The 19,816-nt window shown below is 68.0% G+C and carries 18 protein-coding genes and 1 other RNA gene; 8 read left to right on the top strand and 11 right to left on the bottom strand.

All coding sequences use genetic code 11. From position 1 onward, the window contains the following. The coding region (locus ACWGO6_RS18745; protein ID WP_452327620.1) for a hypothetical protein at nt 1–1,607 on the bottom strand (1,607 nt) is incomplete at its 3' end. Nucleotides 1,608–1,771: 164 nt separating this feature from the next. Between ACWGO6_RS18745 and ACWGO6_RS18740 the strand changes: the two genes are divergently transcribed. Beyond that, a complete protein-coding gene (locus ACWGO6_RS18740) occupies nt 1,772–2,482 on the top strand; it encodes a DUF4191 domain-containing protein (RefSeq protein WP_136042085.1) in 711 nt (236 codons plus the stop codon). A gap of 60 nt (nt 2,483–2,542) precedes the next feature. On the opposite strand, the gene ACWGO6_RS18735 is transcribed toward ACWGO6_RS18740, so the two are convergent. Beyond that, the gene (locus ACWGO6_RS18735; protein ID WP_029262827.1) at nt 2,543–3,730 is read right to left on the bottom strand and encodes a RimK family alpha-L-glutamate ligase; all 1,188 of its coding nucleotides are present in this window, start codon (nt 3,728–3,730) and stop codon (nt 2,543–2,545) included. A gap of 20 nt (nt 3,731–3,750) precedes the next feature. On the opposite strand from ACWGO6_RS18735, the gene ACWGO6_RS18730 reads away from it, so the two are divergent. Continuing rightward, nucleotides 3,751–4,242 carry an ATP-dependent zinc protease family protein gene (locus ACWGO6_RS18730; RefSeq protein WP_205820314.1) on the top strand — a complete coding sequence of 164 codons (492 nt, stop codon included), beginning with the start codon at nt 3,751–3,753 and terminating at the stop codon, nt 4,240–4,242. A 9-nt stretch (nt 4,243–4,251) separates the two neighbouring features. On the opposite strand, the gene ACWGO6_RS18725 is transcribed toward ACWGO6_RS18730, so the two are convergent. Beyond that, nucleotides 4,252–4,680: an RDD family protein gene (locus ACWGO6_RS18725; protein ID WP_136042084.1), complete on the bottom strand. Its 429-nt coding sequence runs from the start codon at nt 4,678–4,680 to the stop codon at nt 4,252–4,254. 146 nt (nt 4,681–4,826) lie between these two features. Here ACWGO6_RS18725 and glnA (ACWGO6_RS18720) point away from each other — a divergent pair, with 146 nt between their 5' ends. The 3 genes from glnA (ACWGO6_RS18720) (at nt 4,827) to ACWGO6_RS18710 (ending at nt 7,906) form a co-directional block, all read left to right on the top strand. After that, nucleotides 4,827–6,251, top strand: a complete 1,425-nt coding sequence (gene glnA / locus ACWGO6_RS18720) for a type I glutamate--ammonia ligase (RefSeq protein ID WP_452327619.1) — start codon at nt 4,827–4,829, stop codon at nt 6,249–6,251. A gap of 60 nt (nt 6,252–6,311) precedes the next feature. Continuing rightward, on the top strand, nt 6,312–6,650 hold the full coding sequence (locus ACWGO6_RS18715; protein WP_452327618.1) for a helix-turn-helix domain-containing protein: 339 nt from the start codon (nt 6,312–6,314) through the stop codon (nt 6,648–6,650). 110 nt (nt 6,651–6,760) lie between these two features. Continuing rightward, entirely contained in the window at nt 6,761–7,906 is a 1,146-nt protein-coding gene (locus ACWGO6_RS18710) for an AI-2E family transporter (RefSeq protein WP_136042082.1), read from the top strand. 36 nt (nt 7,907–7,942) lie between these two features. On the opposite strand, the gene ACWGO6_RS18705 is transcribed toward ACWGO6_RS18710, so the two are convergent. Genes ACWGO6_RS18705 through ACWGO6_RS18690 form a run of 4 tightly spaced genes read right to left on the bottom strand, consistent with a single transcriptional unit; the run spans nt 7,943 to nt 13,477 of the window. After that, nucleotides 7,943–8,863, bottom strand: coding sequence for a diacylglycerol/lipid kinase family protein (locus ACWGO6_RS18705; protein ID WP_452327617.1), 921 nt, complete (start codon nt 8,861–8,863; stop codon nt 7,943–7,945). Nucleotides 8,864–8,912: 49 nt separating this feature from the next. Then, a complete protein-coding gene (locus tag ACWGO6_RS18700) occupies nt 8,913–11,888 on the bottom strand; it encodes a bifunctional [glutamine synthetase] adenylyltransferase/[glutamine synthetase]-adenylyl-L-tyrosine phosphorylase (protein WP_452327616.1) in 2,976 nt (991 codons plus the stop codon). Nucleotides 11,889–11,897: 9 nt separating this feature from the next. Beyond that, nucleotides 11,898–13,235, bottom strand: coding sequence for a type I glutamate--ammonia ligase (gene glnA / locus ACWGO6_RS18695; protein ID WP_029261804.1), 1,338 nt, complete (start codon nt 13,233–13,235; stop codon nt 11,898–11,900). A 2-nt stretch (nt 13,236–13,237) separates the two neighbouring features. After that, nucleotides 13,238–13,477, bottom strand: coding sequence for an SPOR domain-containing protein (locus ACWGO6_RS18690; RefSeq protein WP_452327615.1), 240 nt, complete (start codon nt 13,475–13,477; stop codon nt 13,238–13,240). Between the two features lie 68 nt (nt 13,478–13,545). Between ACWGO6_RS18690 and ppgK the strand changes: the two genes are divergently transcribed. After that, nucleotides 13,546–14,292, top strand: a complete 747-nt coding sequence (gene ppgK, locus ACWGO6_RS18685; RefSeq protein ID WP_029261802.1) for a polyphosphate--glucose phosphotransferase — start codon at nt 13,546–13,548, stop codon at nt 14,290–14,292. A gap of 966 nt (nt 14,293–15,258) precedes the next feature. After that, nucleotides 15,259–15,549 (top strand): Kelch repeat-containing protein, encoded by a 291-nt coding sequence (locus ACWGO6_RS18680; protein ID WP_136042078.1) that lies wholly within the window; start codon nt 15,259–15,261, stop codon nt 15,547–15,549. Between the two features lie 64 nt (nt 15,550–15,613). Here ACWGO6_RS18680 and rnpB read toward each other — a convergent pair. From rnpB to ACWGO6_RS18660, 4 genes are all read right to left on the bottom strand, one after another. Next, nucleotides 15,614–15,970, bottom strand: an RNA gene (gene rnpB / locus ACWGO6_RS18675) — RNase P RNA component class A. A gap of 35 nt (nt 15,971–16,005) precedes the next feature. Then, entirely contained in the window at nt 16,006–17,706 is a 1,701-nt protein-coding gene (locus ACWGO6_RS18670; protein ID WP_136042077.1) for a bifunctional 3'-5' exonuclease/DNA polymerase, read from the bottom strand. 22 nt (nt 17,707–17,728) lie between these two features. Further along, a complete protein-coding gene (locus ACWGO6_RS18665; protein WP_136042076.1) occupies nt 17,729–18,463 on the bottom strand; it encodes a zinc ribbon domain-containing protein in 735 nt (244 codons plus the stop codon). 36 nt (nt 18,464–18,499) lie between these two features. Continuing rightward, nucleotides 18,500–18,922 (bottom strand): YchJ family protein, encoded by a 423-nt coding sequence (locus tag ACWGO6_RS18660; RefSeq protein WP_452327614.1) that lies wholly within the window; start codon nt 18,920–18,922, stop codon nt 18,500–18,502. 43 nt (nt 18,923–18,965) lie between these two features. Here ACWGO6_RS18660 and ACWGO6_RS18655 point away from each other — a divergent pair, with 43 nt between their 5' ends. Beyond that, the gene (locus ACWGO6_RS18655; protein WP_136042074.1) at nt 18,966–19,805 is read left to right on the top strand and encodes an aldo/keto reductase; all 840 of its coding nucleotides are present in this window, start codon (nt 18,966–18,968) and stop codon (nt 19,803–19,805) included. Nucleotides 19,806–19,816 lie beyond the last annotated feature (11 nt).

The following is a 19,816-nucleotide window of genomic DNA, read 5'->3' as shown; positions in this document are numbered from 1 at the left end:
GTGGGGGCGGGGTTGGGGGGGGGGGTTACGCCCCGCCTCGTGGGGGCGCTGTCCGCCGATCCGCGGGCCCCCTCCCCGTTTAGCGCCCCAGGTGGGTGGCCGGCGACGTCATAGACGTCGCGGACCAGCCATTTCTCTTCTGTGCGGATGAGCACGACCACCTGGTGCCTCGGTTGACTGGTTCCGAGCTCTTTCGTCTCGCTGTCCGCGTCATCGACGTCGAGCCGCACCACGGCGACGTCCCCGTATTCGTCGACCAACTCGACGGCTGTCCCCTGCCCCGCCGCCACGAGCTCGTTGACCACACCGTCGGATCCGGGGGCCACGGCGTCAGGGCAGGCAGAGTCCGCGCGTACGCGGCACTCCGTGATCGTCGTGAACAGAGCCTCCGCTGCGGCCACAGGATCGTCTCCCAGCGACGTGCTGCTCCTGTCCGCATCTTCCGCTGCCCTCGACTCATCCGCCGCTTTCCTCGTGTCCGCCCCCTCGGCTGCCTCTCGCCCGTCGGCAGCCTCCGGCACGGGCGTCGCCGAAGGCGCATCCCCTGACATCACCGACGCCGTTTCGCCGGCCCGTCGCCCTCCGGCATCAGCTTCGCCCGGGTCGCCGCCCTCGGGCCAGAGCAGCCCTGCGGAGAGCACGACGGCAGCCACGACTGCCGCAACGATGAACGGACGTCGCCGCGGGTGCGACCGAGTACCCGCATCCTCAGCCGCACGCGTTCTGCGCTCTCGCCTCCCCCGGATCACCGCCGCGATCCGCGCGGCCGCGATCCCGAAGAGCTCTTTCCCCGCGCCGGCGACGGTCACGACGGCAGCCACTATTCCGCGGCTCTTCCTGCGACGATCCGACCGCAGCCGCTGACCATTCCGCGGCAGAATCGACTCGCGCGTCGTAACGACCTGCGCGACGTCCTGCGCCCGCTCCGGAGGATGCGCCCCTCGATCGAGGGGTTGAGGGGCGGCGACGTTCAGGAGCTCCTGCTCCCAGATGTCGAGGAGTTTTCGTGGGATGCGAGGTTGGACGGATGCCTTCTCCAGGCCATTGGCGACCGTGTTGAGCGCCCGCTTGAGCACCTTGTCCGAAGCGCCCTCGCCCAGGCGTCGAACGATCTCCTCGGCCCCGGCCCGTGCATCCTGACCAGGCCCGAAAACGAACACCGGACGCCCGCCGTCGGTCACCCACCACACGCCGGTGCGCGTGCTCTCGACACCCTCGCCGGGCTCGCCGCCCTCGCCGATCTCGTCGAGACCGCGGAGCAGGCTGACCACGAGCGTGCTGCACTCCCCGGGCCTCAGCGCTGCCCCCGTGGCCGAACGACGGATCAGGAACCCCAGGACCTGATCCGGGCACCACGGGAGCAGCACGTCGTGGCCGCCGCGGCGTCGGATGACGTCGATCGGGGCGGCGACATGCTCCGCGCCCGAGTACCGCCATCCGATCCACCCGCCGAGGGCCGAGACATCCATCCGCACCGCCACTGCGTCCCCTGAAGTGACCAGCGCGCCCTCGAACGGACCCTCATCCGCGTCGAGAACCCGTACCACGCGATGCGCCCCCGGCAGGAGGGCCGTCCCCCGGGCATCACGGGTGCCGATGTCTGTCATGCCTCCATCACAGCCCACCGCAGCCTGGATTCTCCGTGATCGGGGCCACAGCGAACAGGTTCCGACCGAGGCCGCGATTGTGCAGGAACAGTGCCGTCGCATCCGACTCCGCTTGACGCGAACGACGGCATCACAGCGGCTGTGAACTCGGTAGGCTGGACTCCATGGCAAAGCGTGCTCCTGAACCCGAAAAGCGTCCTGGGTTCTTCTCCCAGATCAAGTCCCTCTTCCGGTTCACCCGTGAGGCCTACTCATGGCTTCCGTGGGCTCAGCTCGCGATCCTCGTCGGCGGCGTCCTCCTCGGTCTCGTCGCCGGCTATCTGATCCCGCCGTTCCAGATCTGGACCCTCGTCCTCTGGGGCATCACGGGTCTCATGCTCGGCGTCCTCGGCGCGCTTTTCCTCATGACCCGCCTGTCGACGTCGGCCATGTACACGAAGATCGACGGAATGCCCGGCGCCACCGGCCACGTGCTCAGCACCAGCCTCGGCCGCAGCTGGCAGGCTTCGGAGACCCCCGTCGGGATCAACCCGAAGACGCAGGAGGCGGTGTACCGCACCATCGGTCGCGGCGGCATCGTCGTCGTGGGTGAAGGTGCACGCGGCCGCCTGACCCGCCTCGTCAACGAAGAGCGCAGCAAGGCCCAGCGCGTCGCGCACGGCGTGCCCGTCACGGTCCTCTACGTCGGACACGGTGAGGACGAGGTCGCGATCGCCGACCTGGCGAAGACGATCAAGAAGCTTCCGAAGGCCATCGACAAGACCACCATGGCAGCGGTCATCCGCCGCGTTGACTCGGTCTCGCAGTCGCTGTCCTCGCTGCCGATCCCCAAGGGGATCGACCCGACGAAGGTGCGCTCGCAGCGACCTCGTTGAGCCCCGCACGCCGAGACGAAGAGCGCGGCCGTCCTCCTCGGAGGGCGGCCGCGCTCTCGTTCATTCGGAGAGCGGCTGGCGGGGCAGGCGGCGGACCTTCGCACGGCGACGACGCCGCTCGGGAACCATCGAGCGCATCTCGTCGAGCTTGCCGAAGCAGAACAGCCGATCGTCGGCTTCCAGGACGACATGCTTGCGCGGGTTGGGGATGACGCTCACCCCACGGTGGAGCGTGAGGACGGTGATGTCCCGTTCCCAGAGCCCCGCCTCCCCCAGCGTCTTGCCGACCAGGTCGACCGCACCGTGCACCATGAGTTCCGCGACACCGTATCCCGTGGACACGGTGAGCCGCTGCCGCACATCGATCTCGGGGAATGCGACCTGACCGGCGATGTAGTCGATGATCGCGCCGGCCACGTCGAGCTTCGTCGCCGTCTCGATCCCCTGCAGCCCCGGCGAGGAGTTGACCTCCATGACCAACGGGCCGTCGTCTCCCTCGAGCATGTCCACACCGGCGACCCGCAGACCCATGATCTGCGCGGAACGGACGGCGGCGCGCTCGTAGACGGGGTCGAGCTCGACGGCCTCGACCGATCCACCGCGGTGCACGTTCGAGCGGAACTCGTCGCCGGCAGCGGATCGGCGCATCGCCGCCACCACTCGGTCGCCCACCACGAGCGCTCGAATATCACGTCCGCGACTCTCCGAGATGAACTTCTGGATCAGCACGTTCTGCTTGGTGGAGTGCAGCGTCTCGATGATCGCCTCGGCCACCTTCACCTGGGGGGCGAGGATGACGCCGATTCCCTGAGTACCCTCCAGCAGCTTGATCACGACCGGCGCTCCACCGACGCGCTCGATCGCCGGGCGCACGTCTGCCCGGTTGCGCACGAACGCGGTCGGCGGCATCGCGATGTTGTGCCGTGACAGGATCTGGTTCGCACGCAGCTTGTCGCGGGCGCTGGAGATGCCGTTCGCGGTGTTCGGCGTGTACACGTCCATCTGCTCGAATTGCCGGACGACGGCTGTGCCGAAGTACGTGATCGAGTTGCCGATGCGCGGCAGGATCGCGTCGTAGTCGCTGAGTTGACGGCCCCGATAGTGGAGGTCGGGTTCATCGGCTGTGAGATCGATCGCGAAGCGCAGGGTGTTGAGCACCTTGACGTTATGTCCTCGCTGAAGCGCGGCCGCGCGCAGTCGCTGGGTGGAGTACGCCTGGGGCGCACGGGAGAGCACTGCGATCTTCACGGGGGAATTTTCCTGCCAGGATGTATCAGGTGAGTAGGACTACCCCCCATTCAAACACCCTTACGGGGTGGCGAGAATGGGTGAGCCTGCCCGATCTCGGAGTCGACTGGCTGAAGGCCAAGATCGACACGGGTGCGCGCACCTCCTCGTTGCACGCGTTCGACATCGTGGAGTTCGAGCAGGACGATCAGCCCTGGGTCCGTTTCAAGGTCAAGCCCTGGCAGGACAGCCAGGAGGACGCCGTGGTCGTCGAGTGCCCGGTCCACGACCGTCGCGCCGTGCGCAGCTCGTCCGGGCACGCGCAGCAGCGCCTCGTGGTGGAGCTGTTGATCCGCCTCGTGGACCGCGAGGTGCTCGCCGAGGTGACGCTGAGCAACCGCGACGAGATGGGCTTCCGGATGCTCATCGGAAGAGAAGCACTGCGGCAGGGGTTCTCGGTCGACCCGGCACGATCCTTCCTCGGGGGGCGAGCACCTCGGGAGGCGCGGCGCCGCAACCGCGGCAAGATCTGAGCGCGGCGCTCAGGCGCGGATGAGAATGGTGCCGACCGCCTTGTCATGGAGGCCGCGCTGGTCGGCGTCCCAGATCACCGCCGGCACGACGACGACGAGCAACAGTGTGCGGACGATCGGGCGCCACAGCCCGACCCAGCCACCGTCGCGGCGCACCACGCGCATCCCGAGGATCCGGTGACCCGGACTGCCTCCCGCGGTCGGGATGAAGAGGATCTGCAGCACGGCGAACACCAGCATCGGGGCGAACTGCGTGAGACCGGCTTCGGTGGGAAGCGCGAACTGGTCGTAGCCGAGGAAGGCGGTGGCGATGATGGTCGCGGCGAGGTAGTCGATGAGCAGGGCCCCGATGCGGCGGCCCGGCCGGGCGATGCTGCCGGGACCCGACTCCGGGAGTCCGAGTCGCTCACCGGGGTATGTGTTCACAGCATCCGTCACTCCCCCAGCCTACCGAGCGTGAAATACCGTGTTCGTCCCCGGCTCCCGTAACACGCCCGAAACAAAGCGGATACCGTAGAGAAATCCCCCGTCCGTACTCTGCAGAGTGGCCGTGAAGCCATCGATCCGCATTACAGGAGTCGTACATGTTCAAAGATTCGTCCGAGGTACTGAGCTACATCAAGGAGAACGACGTCAAGTTCCTTGACATCCGTTTCACCGATCTCCCGGGTGTGCAGCAGCACTTCAACATTCCTGCATCGACGGTCGACGAGGCTTTCTTCACCGACGGTCAGCTGTTCGACGGCTCCTCGATCCGCGGCTTCGCGAGCATCCACGAGTCCGACATGCAGCTCATCCCCGACGTCACGACGGCGTACGTCGACCCCTTCCGCGAGGCCAGCACCCTCGTGATGCTGTTCGACATCTACAACCCGCGCACGGGCGAGATCTACTCGAAGGACCCGCGTCAGGTCGCCAAGAAGGCGGAGAAGTACCTCACCTCCACCGGCTTCGCCGACACCGCGTTCTTCGCGCCGGAGGCCGAGTTCTACATCTTCGACGACGTCCGCTACAACGTCACCTCGAACTCCAGCTTCTACAGCGTCGACTCGGAAGAGGGCGCCTGGAACACCGGCCGCGAAGAAGAGGGCGGCAACCTCGGCAACAAGACCCCGTACAAGGGCGGCTACTTCCCGGTGAGCCCGGTCGACAAGACCGCTGACCTCCGCGACGACATCACCCTCAAGCTGATCGACGCCGGCTTCATCCTCGAGCGCTCGCACCACGAGGTCGGCACCGGCGGCCAGCAGGAGATCAACTACCGCTTCGACACGATGGTCCACGCGGCGGACGACATCCTCAAGTTCAAGTACATCGTCAAGAACACGGCCGAGGAGTGGGGCAAGGTTGCGACCTTCATGCCCAAGCCCCTGTACGGCGACAACGGCTCGGGCATGCACACGCACCAGTCGCTGTGGAGCGACGGCAAGCCGCTCTTCTACGACGAGGCCGGCTACGGTCAGCTCAGCGACATCGCGCGCTGGTACATCGGCGGCATCCTGGCCCACGCGCCCGCGCTCCTCGCCTTCACGAACCCGACGCTGAACAGCTACCACCGTCTGGTCAAGGGCTTCGAGGCCCCGGTCAACCTGGTCTACTCGGCCGGCAACCGCTCCGCCGCGATCCGCATCCCGATCACGGGCTCGAACCCCAAGGCCAAGCGCATCGAGTTCCGCGCACCCGACGCCTCCGGCAACCCGTACCTCGCCTTCGCTGCGCAGCTGATGGCGGGCCTCGACGGCATCAAGAACCGCATCGAGCCGCACGAGCCGGTGGACAAGGACCTCTACGAGCTCCCGCCCGAGGAGGCCAAGGACATCCCCCAGGTCCCGAACTCGCTGCTCGACTCGCTCGACGCCCTGGCGGCCGACCACCAGTTCCTCCTCGAGGGCGGCGTGTTCACCAAGGAGCTCATCGAGACCTGGATCTCCTACAAGTACGAGAACGAGATCCTGCCGATGGCGCAGCGCCCGCACCCGTTCGAGTACGAGCTCTACTTCGGCGTCTGACCCGCTTCGGATCAGCATCCGGCCCAATTCCCGAACTACGGGAGTTGGGCCGGATTCCGTTTGCAGAAGTGTTCGTCGTCACTGGCGGATGAGCTCCACCTCTCGGTCCGCCAGCTCTACCGCTGCTTCGCAGGTCACGTGAGTCCCACGGAACTCCTCGTCCGAACCCGGGTCGCCTCAGCGGTCGCGCTGATGCTCGCCGAACCGGAGACCCCGGTCGCAGACCTCACCGTCGCCGCGGGGTTCTCCGACCCGTCGACGCTGCGATGCCATCTGCTCCGGTACACGGGCATGGGAGCACTCGAGCTGCGCCGAGCGATACGGGCGCACGACCCGGTCGTGTGCGAAAGACACCGTGACGTTTCGGCGGGGCGACGGCTCGAGAAGCTCTCCCGATGACGTGACCGGCTATCCCGTCCGCCGAGGCGCGCAGGCTCCGCCGGGTGTCGCTCAGCACGTGGGCACCCCGTGTGGAGGATGATCGACTGAGTCTGAAAGAGGGAGGGCCCATGCGCCGCAAGAGAGTGATCGCGCCCAACGAGCCGCAGACGGTCCCGGCCCAGCGCAGATCCACCACCACCGCCGCGGCCGCAGCGCGCGCCAATCCGTTCATGTTCGGGCTCCTCGGGGCTCTCGGCGTGCTCGTCGCCCTCGCCATCGGCGGGATCGTTGATCAGCTCGCCACGGTGCTCGTGTACGTCGGCGTGGCGCTGTTCCTCGCTCTCGGTCTCGATCCGATCGTCCGATTCATCGAGAAGCGGCTCCCCCGCGCTGCGGCCGTGACGATCGTCGTCGCGGGCGTCGTCCTCGCCTTCGCAGGCATCATCCTCGCGATCGTCCCGGTGCTGGTCGAGCAGATCGGCAACCTCATCAAGGACGGTCCGAAGATGGTGGAGGACTTCATGGAGAGCCAGTGGTTCAAGGATGTGAGCGGCCAGTTCGGCACGACCATCAAGGACGCGGCCCAGGGAGTGCTCGACTTCGTCCAGAACCCCGACAACTTCCTCGACATCGGAGGCGGCGTGTTCGCCGTGGGCGCCGGCATCGCCGGGGGCCTGACCGGCATCACGATCGTCCTGATACTCACGCTCTACTTCATGGCCTCGCTGCGCAGCATGAAGCGCACGGCCGGCCGCTTCGTGCCCGCGTACCAGCGCGAGACCTTCAGCGAGCTTCTGGAGGATGTGTCCGGTGCGGTCGGACGCTACGTGATGGGGCAGGCGAGCCTGGCACTCATCAACGGCGTCCTCAGTCTGATCGTCCTGTCGATCATCGGCGCACCGGTGCCCGCACTCCTCGCGCTCATCGCCTTCGTCGGCTCGATGATCCCGCTCGTCGGCACCCTCACGGCCTCCATCATCAACTCCCTGATCTGTCTGTTCGTCTCGCCGGTGACGGCGCTCATCGCCTTCGGCTACTACCTCGTCTACATGCAGATCGAGGCGTACGTCCTCTCGCCGCGCATCATGAGCCGTGCCGTGGCCGTGCCGGGAGCCCTGGTCGTGATCGCCGCGGTCGCCGGTGGCGCACTCGGCGGCATCCTCGGCGCACTCGTCGCGATCCCGGTGGCCGCGAGCATCATCATCATCGTGCAGAAGGTGGTCTTCCCCACACAGGACCGCAAGAAGGCCCCGCCGGTGATCACCGTACCGTGAGGATGATTCCGGCGGAGGTCGCGGTGCACACGCGTCTCAGCGGATGAGCAGGGCCCCCGGCTGCACGCGGACGTCGAACTGCGAGACCTCCCCCATCTCCTCGCCGTCGATCTCGAAAACCAGGGGTGTGTCCAACTGCACCGAGATGTGCTCGACGGGCAGATGACGTGCGGAATCTGTGCTGACGGCCTCATCCGTCGCCCCGAAGATGCGTCGGATCCCGTTGTCCCAGACGAACGACCGCAGGGTGTCGAGCCACTGGAGTGCGCCGTCGGCGCTGATCATCAGCACATCCAGCTTGCCGTCGTCGAGAACCGCGTCGGGAAGCAGGCGGATGCCGCCCTGCACCATCCCGCAATTGCCGATCAGCATCGTGTGACCGCGCACCGCGACCGCCTTCTCGCCGTCGATCGCCAGAGTGATGTCGGTCATCTCGGTACCGGCCAAGGCCCGACCCATCGCCTCGACGTAGGCCAACCAGCCGGCCTTCGACTTGAGGTCGTCGTCGGTCTCGACCAGCATCTGGGCGTCGATCCCGAAGCCGACCATGACAGCGAAGGCGTGCTCGGTGCCGTCGTACGACACCCAACCGAGATCGATGCGTCGGGGCTCCGCATCCCGCACCCGCTCGAGCGCGGCGGGGATATCGGCGAGCGGGACCTCCAGGTTGCGTGCGAGCAGGTTCCCCGTGCCCTGCGGGACGATTCCGAGGGCGGTATCCGTCCCTGCGAGCGATTCGGCGACCGCACGGACCGTGCCGTCGCCACCGACGGCGATGACGATGCCCCGGCCGTCCTCACGTGCCTCCTGCGCCATGCCGCGGCCCGGGTCCCCGGGCGTCGTCTCCCACCAGCGGATGTCGTACTGCTCGTCGAACACGTCGCTCACGGCGTCCTGGAGAACCTCTTTCTCGACCTTGGAGGGATTCCAGACGATTCCGATGCGCGTATGGGTCATATCGTCAGCTTGGGACACCTCGCCCGATACTGCAAACCGACGGGGCGGACTATCCGTAGAACAGGTCCTCGAACGTCTTGCGCGCACGGCGGGTGACGCCGAGGTAGTCCTCCTCGAGCTCGGTCGCCGAGCGGTCGGGGTACCCGAGCAGGCTGCCGATCGCGTCCAGCCGGCGCCGATCCGCCGGGAGAAGGTCACTCGTCTGCCCGGTGAGCAGGGTGATCGCGGAACGGAGCCTGCTGGACAGGCGCCACGCCTCCCGCAACCGCTCGGCGTCGCCCTCCTCCACGAGATCGGCGGCGACGGCGGCATCGAGCGCGCCGAGGGTCGATGTCGTGCGCAGGCCGGGGATCGCGTAGGCGTGCTGCAACTGGAGCAGCTGCACCAGCCACTCGACATCGCTGAGCGTGCCGGGGCCCAGCTTCAGATGGCGTCGCGGATCAGCGCCCTGCGGCAGCCGCTCCCCCTCGACCCTGGCCTTGATCCGCTTGATCTCTCGTGTGCCTTGAAGATCGACCGATTCCGGGTAGCGGATCGTGTCGGCGAGGGCCGTGAACCGCTCGATCAGCTTCGCGCTCCCGGCCACACCCCGCGCACGAAGCAGGGCCTGCGCCTCCCAGGAGAGCGACCAGCGCCGGTAGTACTCGGCATACGCCGCGATCGAACGCACGACCGGTCCGTTGCGCCCCTCGGGCCGGAGGTCGGCGTCGAGATCGAGCGGGACCCGGTGATCCGTCAGGTGCTCGCGGAGTCCCGCCACGATCTGCGTGGCGAGCTTCTGCGCCCGTTGCGAGTCGACGCCGTTCGCGTCGTACACGTAGAGGATGTCGGCGTCCGACCCGAAACCGAGTTCGGCGCCTCCGAAGCGCCCCATGGCGATGACCGCGAAATCGAGTTCTGCGGCGTCGTCGGGGACGACGTCGCGGATGACGGCGCGCAGGGCCGCCTGGATCGTCGCCTCCGTGATCTCGGTGAGCGCGACCGCGACCTCCTCGATCGTCAGCACGCCGAGGACGGCACCCATCGCGGTGCGCAGCAGCTCCCGACGGCGCAGAGCCCGCACCGCGCGCAGGGCGTCGCCGATGGTCTCGTGACGGGTCTGGATGGCCCGTGCCTCTTCGTCGAGCGCGGCCGCCCCGCGCGGACGCAGCCGGTCGGTGCTGTCGAGCCAGGCGACGGACTCGGGGATCCACTCCAGCAGCTCCCCGACGTAGCGCGAGGAGGAGAGCAGGCGTGTGAGGCTCTCCGCGGCGCCTGAGGAGTCCCGCAGCATCCGGAGGAACCACGGGGTGTCGCCGAGGCGTTCGCTGATCCGGCGGAAGGCGAGAAGCGCGTAGTCCGGATCGCTTCCGTCGGCGAACCACCGCACCATGATGGGCATCAGCGCGCGCTGGATCGTCACCTTGCGGCTGAGCCCGGTCGTGAGCGCACCGATGTGCCGCAGAGCGCCCGCGGGATCGCGGAACCCGATGGCAGCCAGACGGTCGTGTGCCTGCGCCGTGGAGAGCGTGCGCTCCTCCTCGGGGAGACTGGCGACGGCACTGAGAAGCGGACGGTAGAACAGCCGAGTGTGGATCTCGCGCACTTCGCGGCGCAACGCCTCCCATCGTGTCCACACACCGTCGCCGCTCTCGGCGAGGGCCGTGCCGCGCGCCAGCACGCGCAGGCCCGCGGGAGTGCGCGGAAGCAGATGCGTGCGGCTCAGTTCGCGCAGCTGCAGGCGGTGCTCCATGAGTCGCAGGATGCGGTAGTCGTCAGCGAACGTCGCGGCATCCGCTCGTCCGATGTAGCCGCCGGCGACGAGAGCATCGAGACTCTCCAGCGTGCCGCGCGTGCGGATCGACTCGTCGGTGAGGCCGTGGACCAGCTGAAGCAGCTGCACGGTGAACTCGATATCGCGGAGACCGCCCGCGCCGAGCTTGAGCTGATACGGAGCGTCGTCCGGATCGATGTGCTCGGTCACGCGCTCGCGCATCCGCTGGACGCTCTCGACGAAATCCTCACGGGCAGCGCTGGACCAGATCTTCGGCTGCACCGCCTCGATGTACTCGGCGCCCAGATCGGAGTCCCCGGCGAGAGGCCGTGCCTTGAGGAGCGCCTGGAATTCCCAGCTCTTGGCCCAGCGATCGTAATAGGCGAGGTGCGAGGCGAGCGAGCGCACCAGGGCACCCTGCTTGCCCTCGGGCCGCAGGTTGGCGTCGACCTCCCACAACGGGGGCTCCACCTCGATGCTGTCGAGACCGCGCATCGTCTCGCGGGCCAGCCGCGTCGCGATGTCGATCGCGCGCGCTTCCGTCACGACCTCCTCATCGCTGGTGCCGCCCACGAAGATCACGTCCACGTCGCTGACGTAGTTGAGCTCGCGGGCGCCGGCCTTTCCCATGCCGATGATCGAGAGCCGCGTCGCCGCCACCTGCTCCTTCGGGGTGGTCTCGCTCAGACGCGCGCGTGCGATCGCGAGCGAGGCCTCCAATGCCGCTCCGGCGGCATCCGACAGCGCGGCGGACACCGCGGCAACCACGGTCTTCGGCTCGGGGTGGGTCAGGTCATAGGCGGCGATGGCGGCGAGGCTGCGGCGGTAGGCGACACGCACGGCCACGACCGCCGCGTCGTCCGCCGACTTCGCGAAGCCATCTCGGGTGCCGACCGAGGCCAGCAGCTGCGCACGGAGCGACTCCGGCGACGGCAACGTGTCGAGGGGCTCCCCCAGCACCGAGAGCTGATCGGGATGGCGGAGGAAGAAGTCTGCCAGCCCCTCCGAGGCGCCGAAGACCCGCCACACGCGGTGACGCGTCTCAGCGCTGTCGAGCAGTGCCTTCAGGGGTCCTGCGTCCCGACGCGCGACACGGACCATTCCCCGCACCGCGGCGTCGGGGTCGGCAGCATCCGCACCTTCGAGAAGCGCTGATCGCGGGATTCCGAGAACCGTCGCCAACTCGGACAGGGATGCCGCCGCTTCGCTCAACTCGGCGAAACCGAGCCTGGCCAGGGCGGAGAGGGAGACGGAGTCGTCCGGTCGGGCCATCGGCGCAGGTCAGAGCAGTTCGAGGTTGCTCTTCAGCTCGAACGGGGTGACCTGGCCGCGGTAGGCCTCCCATTCCTTGCGCTTGTTGAGCAGCACGTAGTTGAAGACCTGCTCCCCCAGCGTCTCGGCGACGAGCTCGGACGCCTCCATGTACTCGAGGGCGTGATCGAGGCTCGCGGGCAGCGCCTCGTATCCCAGTGCACGCCGCTCGGCGTCACTCAGCGACCACACGTTGTTCTCCGCCTCGGGCGGCAGCTCGTAGCCCTCCTCGATGCCCTTGAGTCCTGCCGCGAGCAGCAGCGCGTACGCGAGGTACGGGTTCGAGGCGGAGTCGATGCCGCGGTACTCGACGCGCGACGACTGACTCTTGTTCGGCTTGTACATCGGCACGCGGATGAGGGCCGAGCGGTTCGCATGCCCCCAGGTGACGAAGCTCGGTGCCTCGTCGCCTCCCCAGAGCCGCTTGTAGGAGTTCACGAACTGGTTCGTGACGGCGGAGATCTCGTTCGCGTGTCGCAGCAGACCCGCGATGAAGTGTCGACCGGTCTTGGAGAGCTGGTACTTCGCGCCCTCCTCGTAGAAGGCGTTCTGGTCGCCCTCGAAGAGCGACATGTGGGTGTGCATGCCGCTGCCGGGCTGATCGCTGAGCGGCTTCGGCATGAACGTCGCGTAGACGCCCTGCTCGATCGCCACCTCCTTGATCACCGTGCGGAAAGTCATGATGTTGTCGGCCGTGGTGAGGGCATCCGCATAGCGGAGGTCGATCTCGTTCTGGCCGGGTCCACCCTCGTGGTGGCTGAACTCGACGGAGATGCCGAGGTCTTCGAGCATCCGCACCGACCGGCGACGGAAGTCGTGGGCCGTTCCACCGGGAACGTTGTCGAAGTAACCGGCCGAGTCGACCGGAACGGGACCGTCGGGTCCGAACGACGACGACTTGAGCAGGTAGAACTCGATCTCGGGGTGCGTGTAGAACGTGAACCCGGCATCCGCGGCCTTCGCGAGCGTGCGCTTGAGCACGTGCCGCGGGTCGGCCACCGCCGGCTGACCGTCGGGCGTCGTCAGGTCGCAGAACATCCGCGCCGTCGGATCGATCTCGCCGCGCCACGGCAGCGTCTGGAACGTCGTCGGATCCGGCTGCGCGAGCAGGTCCGACTCGTAGGTGCGCGTCAGTCCCTCGATGGCCGAGCCGTCGAACCCGATGCCCTCAGCGAATGCACCCTCGACCTCGGCCGGAGCGATCGCCACGGACTTGAGGGTGCCGATCACGTCGGTGAACCACAGTCGCACGAACTTGACGCCGCGCTCCTCGATCGTCCGGAGGACGAAGTCCCTCTGCTTGTCCATGGCTACTCTGCGCCCTGGCCCTTTGCGTCGCCCGCGTTCTGAGAGCCCTTGACGTCCCAGCCCTGCTCCACGGCTTCCTCCTCGGCCCAGGCGCGCGAGCGCTCCTGGAGCACCTCGGGCGCACGGCGGGCTTCGGCCTCCGTGTCGAAGGGCCCGATCCGGTCGATGGAGGGCGAGATCATGCCGAACTCGACCTCGCCGGTCTCGGAGTTGTACCAGTACCTGTGGTCACCGTCAGACATGCCTGTCCCTTCTTCACGTGATGTCATCGATCCTACTGGCGTGCACCGCTGTCGCTAAGCTATCGCCCATGGCAAAAGCGATCGGCGTCGACATCGGCGGCACGGGAATCAAAGCAGGAATCGTCGACCTCGAGCACGGAATCATGGCATCCGACCGGGTGCGTGTCCCCACTCCTGAAGGCGCATCGCCGCAGGATGTCCTGAACGCCGTGCAGACCGTTCTGAAGACTCTCGACGTGCACGACTCGACCCTCCCGCTCGGTGTCGCCTTCCCGGCGATCGTCAAGCGCGGCAAGACGCTCTCCGCGGCGAACGTGTCGAAGGAATGGATCGACTTCGATGCGGAGCGCTTCTTCCGCGACGGCCTCGGCCGCAACATCGTGTTCGTGAACGACGCGGATGCCGCCGGCGTCGCCGAGGCTCGCCACGGAGCGGCCAGGGACGTGCGCGGTTTCACCCTGCTGACGACCCTGGGCACCGGCATCGGCTCGGCCTTCCTCTACGACGGCGTGCTGTTGCCGAACACCGAGCTGGGCCACCTCAACTTCGGTGAGTACGAGTCCGTCGAGACGTACGCCGCGACCTCGGCGCGCGAGCGCGAGGGCCTCAGCTGGGCCGCGTGGGCGGAGCGCCTGCAGGCGTTCTACTCGCACATCGAGTTCCTGTTCAGCCCCGACCTGTTCGTGGTCGGCGGCGGCGTCTCGAAGAACGCCGGGGACTTCCTCCCGCTGCTCGACCTCAAGACCCCGATCGTCCCGGCGATCCACCGCAACAACTCGGGCATCATCGGCGCGGCATCTCTCGCCGGCGACTGAGATACCACCACTCCTGACGAGGAAGGCCCCGATGACTGTGATGTCATCGGGGCCTTCTGCTGTCTGCGCGAGACGATCGTCGATGCGACGACACTGTTGGGTATGGGCGTGCCGCGGGCAGGGATCGGACTGGTCGCGGTCGCTGTCGCGTCTGTTCTCGGGCTCGGCGGGTGCGCTGGACCGGGACAAGCAATAGACGCCACCGAGGCGTCGACCGGGTGGAGTCAGGTGGACGATTTCCCCTTGCCTGCGCGGACGCTGACGACTCTCGCCTGGTCTGGTTCGGAGGTGTTCGTGGTGGGAGGTGGCACCGGGCGGGCGTGTCCGCCGAACGCGGACTGCGAGTGGGGAGAGTTCGCTCGAGACGGTGCCGCGTTCGACCCGGTGCTGGGCACGTGGCGAGTGCTGCGCGAGGCCCCCATCGACATCCCACCGTCACCGGCTGCGTTCGCTGGCGGACGGTTGTTCATCTCGGTCACCCGCGGGTCTTCCGGATCCGTCCTTCTTGCGTACGACGTGGGGGCGGATCGGTGGGACACGTTGGATGCGCCCGACTCGGTGCCACGCACATTGCTAGCTGATGGTGATCGAGTCCTCTTCCTATCTGGTTCCGATGAGCACGGTACTTCGGCAGATCTGGTGCTGGACGCGATATCGGGCCGATGGTCAGAACTTCCCCCTGACCCCCTCGGTCTCACGTTCGACCGACTGATCACCCCGACACCGACGGGTCTGGTCCTGACGGCCAAAGAGCTTGTCCCCAGTCCGGGCTCCGATGAACCCGCTCTCACGATCGCGGCGCTCTATGACAGGGCGTCGGGCCGATGGGCGCGATTGCCGGACACACGGCAGATCGGCGGGTGGACCTGGATGTGGACGGGCAGCCGTCTCGTGGACCCGCACCTCGGCGGCGCTGACGGTGGCGAGGCGGGGAGTTGGGGACGAACATATCCGTACGGCGGATCGATGACCCTGCCGGATGGATCCTGGTCGCCTTTGACCGATCCGCCGGCGCCCCTGCAGGACGCTTGGATCTCCGAGGTGATCTCGTCCGGACGGTTCGCGCTCAGCGGCGGTTATCTCTACGACGGTGAACGGGACAGCTGGACCGTCCTGGGGCGACCGGATGGCGCAGCACTCGCGGCCGGCCCTGCCCTGTGGGCAGACGAGAAGCTGATCGTTCTCGGTGGAGCCGACTGGGCGAGTTCAGGTGGAGCAGCCAGCCAGACGACGTGGATGTACACACCGCCTGCGTGACGGCATGATCCTGCGCGCCGGCGACGACAGTGGTCCGGACGAACACCCGTCAAATTGTGCTGTGCGAATGGGCCGACCTGTACGCCGGGTTCTGTTCCGGGGTTCTTCGCCCCTTCGACGGCCATCTCTCTCGGCGACACGTTGCCGTGGCACTCTAGCGGTCTACCCGAGGACTCGGCGAGCCGCGTCATCATCCTCTGTCTGACCTTGCTCCGGACGAGGTTTACCTGGCGGGCCATGTCACCATGGCCCCCGGTGGTCTCTTACACCACCCTTTCACCCTTACCCCTTGCGGGGCGGTCTACTCTCTGTGGCACTTTCTCGCGGATTGCTCCGGGTGGGCGTTACCCACCGTCCTGCCCTGAGGAGCCCGGACGTTCCTCGGTGCGGTCACCCGCCACGCGGCCGTCCAGTCGACCCATTCGCACTCCCAGTCTACTTCTCGGGAGGTCATTCCTACTTCTCGGCGGACTCTGCGATCCGGAGGTCCAGGGGCACGTCGATCGGGAACGAGCCGAAGAGACGGGTCGTCGCGACGGCGGCCGCCTCGCGGACGGCGTCGGCAGCAGTCTCAGCGTGTTCCTGCGGCACGTGCAGGATGACCTCGTCGTGAAGGAAGAACGCCAGGTGCGGTGCCTGCGCGAAGGGAGCGGATGCTGCGGCCGTGGTGTACCCCTCGGGGATCTGCCGCAGGCGATGACGGATCTCGGCGAGCCAGATCAGCGACCACTCCGCGGCCGTGCCCTGCACGACGAAGTTCCGGGTGAACCGCCCCCAGTCGCGGGCCCGGCGGCGGGCGAGTGCCACGACCGCCGGATCGGCATCGGCGCCGGTGGCATCCGCCTGCAGACGCATCCACTCCACCGAAGGTCGGGGTGACGACCGGCCGAGCCAGGTGGACACGATGCCGCCGTCCTCGCCCGTGCGCGCCGCCGCATCGACGAGTGCCATGGCGCGCGGATAGACCTTCCTCAGACGCGGGACGAGCCGCCCGCTGTCACCGGTCGTGGCACCGTACATCGCCCCGAGGACGGCGTACTTCGCCTCCTCCCGCGTGGCGACTGCTCCGGAGGCGACGACACCGGCGTAGAGATCGCTCCCCCGCGCCGCCCGGGCCATCGCCTCATCCGAGGCCATGGCCGCGAGCATCCGCGGCTCCAGCTGCGCGACATCCGCCACGATGAGAGTCCATCCGGGGTCGGCCCGCACCGCGGGGCGCAGACTCCGCGGAAGCTGAAGCGCGCCTCCGCCGGCAGAGGCCCAGCGCCCGGTGACCACGCCGCCGGGGATGTACACGGGACGGAAGCGACCTTCGTGCACCCACTCGGCGAGCCAGGCCCAGCCGTTGGCGCTGAGCAGACGGGAGAGCTTCTTGTATGCGAGCAGCGGTTCGACGACCGGGTGATCGTGCTCGGCGAGCTCCCACCGGCTCGTGGACTCCACCTGCACTCCGACGCGATGCAGCGCTCTGAGCAGTTTCTGCTGACTGTCCAGATGCAGTGAGGGGTCGCCGAGGAGCTCCCGCACCCGATCGCCGAGCTCGACCATGCGGCTCGGCGTCCCGCCGGCGACCGGGCGGGTGCCCAACGTTTCGGTCAGGATCGCATCGTGCACGCCCTCGTCCCAGGGCAATCCCGCGGCCCGCATCTCCTCCGCGATGAGTCCGCCCGCCGACTCCGCCGCGCACAGCAGCGTGAGGCGTCCATCCGGCGCTGCGGCCATCACTTCGCGCTGGGCTCGGTACTGATCGAGCATCGTGCCGATCGGATCGTCTCCGCTCGCGTCATCGAACACGTCGAACAGCGACGGCGCGGCAACGGTCGGTTCGCGCCGTTCCCACTCGTGCGCTCCCGGAAGCGGGGTGGGCACGGCGGAGGTGTCGCGCAGGATCGCGTGGCACAGCACCAGATCGTGACTGCGAGAGATGCGGACGCCGTCGCCGAGAAGGAAGGCATAGGTCTCCGCAGCGGTGCGAATGATCCACCGCGGAGCATCGGCGTCTTCGGCGGAGCGGACCCACCCCGGGAGCTCCTCGGCACGCAGAGACGTACGGTTCTGCTCCTCGTCATCCGCGTCGAGCTCGATCGCGACATACTCCTGCGGACCGACGGAGATGAGCGCGATTCGTCGTTCGATGCCCGACGCCGGCGCTGTCATCGGTGGCGGGCGCAGGCACCGCTCATGCGAGCCCGGATTCCTCGGTGCGCACGAGGATGCAGCCGCACTCGGGGCAGGAGACCACGAGGTCGTCCGCCGCGCGGCGGATGTCGTTCAGATCGGTGCTGGGAAGCAGGATGCGGCAGCCCTCGCAGGTGCCGCGGGTGAGAAGTGCGGCGCCGGCACTGTTCGTCGCGCGACGCGCGTACTCGGCCAGGAGTTCCGGCGAGACGCCCTCGGCCACGGCTGCCCGATCGCGGGCGAGCTGCGCTCCCAATTCGGTCGCCGCGGCGACATCGGCCTTGGCCTGCGCGGTCAGGGCCGACCCCTCGGAAGTGGTCGTCTCGAGGAGCGCCTGCTGTGCTGCGACCGCGGCCTCTGCCTCTTCGAGCCGTCCCATGACGTCGAGCTCGGCATCTTCGAGGTCGCTCTGCCGCCGGGCGAGGCTGGCGAGCTCGTGCTCGAGCGCCTGCGCGTCTTTCGAGTTGGTCGATGCGGCGAGTCGTTCGGCGTCACGGTTGCGTCGCGCCTCGACCACGGCCACATCGGACTCCAGCCGCTTCAGCTCGGTGCGCACGTCGTCGCGGGTACCGGTGAGTGTCGTGAGCTCGCGGAGCTGCTCCTGACGGATGGAGACGAGCTCGGTGATCCGCCCCGCCTGGCTCGGCTTGGTGCGGGCGCGCTCGGCCTGCGCGATGCGCCGGTCGAGGTCGGCGATGTCGAGCAGGGTGCGCTGGTTCTCGGGGCTGGCGTTCACGCTCTCAAATCTAGTCGCTGCGGCGACATCCGCCCATCAGCGCACGTCGCCGTCGACGTAGTACCACTGCCGATCCTCGCGGACGAAGCGGCTGCGCTCATGCAGAGACCCTCGCTCGGTGCCCTGGCGCCAGAGGGCCTCGAACTCCACGACACCCCGGTCGTCGAACGGACCGCCGGCCAGACGATCGAGCACCAGCAGTCGCCGCCATTCGAGATCCGGCTCGAAGTCGATCGTGCGCGGTCTCGACGTCGGGTGCCATGTGCGCAGCAGGTGCGTCGCGTCGCGCAGACCGAACGCCGTGTACCGCGACCTCATCAGGCGCTCGGCGGTCGGAGCCGGCGCGCCCTGCAGCAGCGGACCGCAGCAGGATCCGAACACATCGCCCGACGAGCACGGGCATCGCGCCGCATCCTCGATCACGATGTCATCCGACGCCATGTCCGCCTCCGCTGTCATTCCCCCAGCGTACGCTCGGAGGAAACGCACCGGAGGAGTCACGATGACCACTGTCCCCACCTTCACCGCCCACAACGGCTTCGCCCTCCCGGCGATCGGGCTCGGCACGTATGCGCTCAACGGCGATGCCGGAGCAGATGCCGTCGCCGGGGGCATCGGAGCGGGATACCGCCTCATCGACACGGCCTTCAACTACGAGAACGAGGGATCGGTCGGCCGAGGCGTCGCCGCGTCCGGCGTCGACCGCTCGGAGATCATCGTCACCACGAAACTGCCCGGACGCCACCACCCATCCGCGAAGGCGCGCACCAGCATCGAGGAGAGCCGTTCGCGCCTCGGGCTCGACGCGACGGACCTGCACCTCATCCACTGGCCGAACCCGAGCCAGGACGAGTACGTCCAGGCGTGGGCAGCACTCGTCGATGCGCAGGCGCGTGGGGTGGTGCGGCAGATCGGCGTCTCGAACTTCCTGCCGGAGCACCTGGAGCGCATCGAGCGCGAGACCGGCGTGCGCCCCGTCGTCAACCAGATCGAGGTGCACCCGTACTTCCCGCAGGAGGAGCAGCTCGCGTACCACCGCGAGCACGGCATCCTCACCGAGGCGTGGAGCCCTCTCGGGCGTGCCAAGGAGCTGCTCGACGAGGCGGTGATCCATGAGGTCGCCGCAGCGCACGGTGCGACCCCGGCGCAGACGGTCCTCGCGTGGCACGTCGCCCGGGGCACGGTGTCGATCCCCAAGGCGTCGTCGCGGGAGCACCAGGAGGCGAACCTCGCGGCGGCCGAGATCGTGCTCGATGACGCCGAGGTGTCTGCGATCACCGCACTCGGACGCCCCGACGGCCGGCTGTTCGACGCCGACCCGAGGACCCACGAGGAGTCCTGACCGGCGTCGGG

The sequence above is a fragment of the Microbacterium sp. NPDC055665 genome (assembly GCF_053618035.1).
The sequence above is the reverse complement of the archived record's forward strand: the minus strand, read 5'-3'. Positions and strand labels throughout refer to the sequence as shown.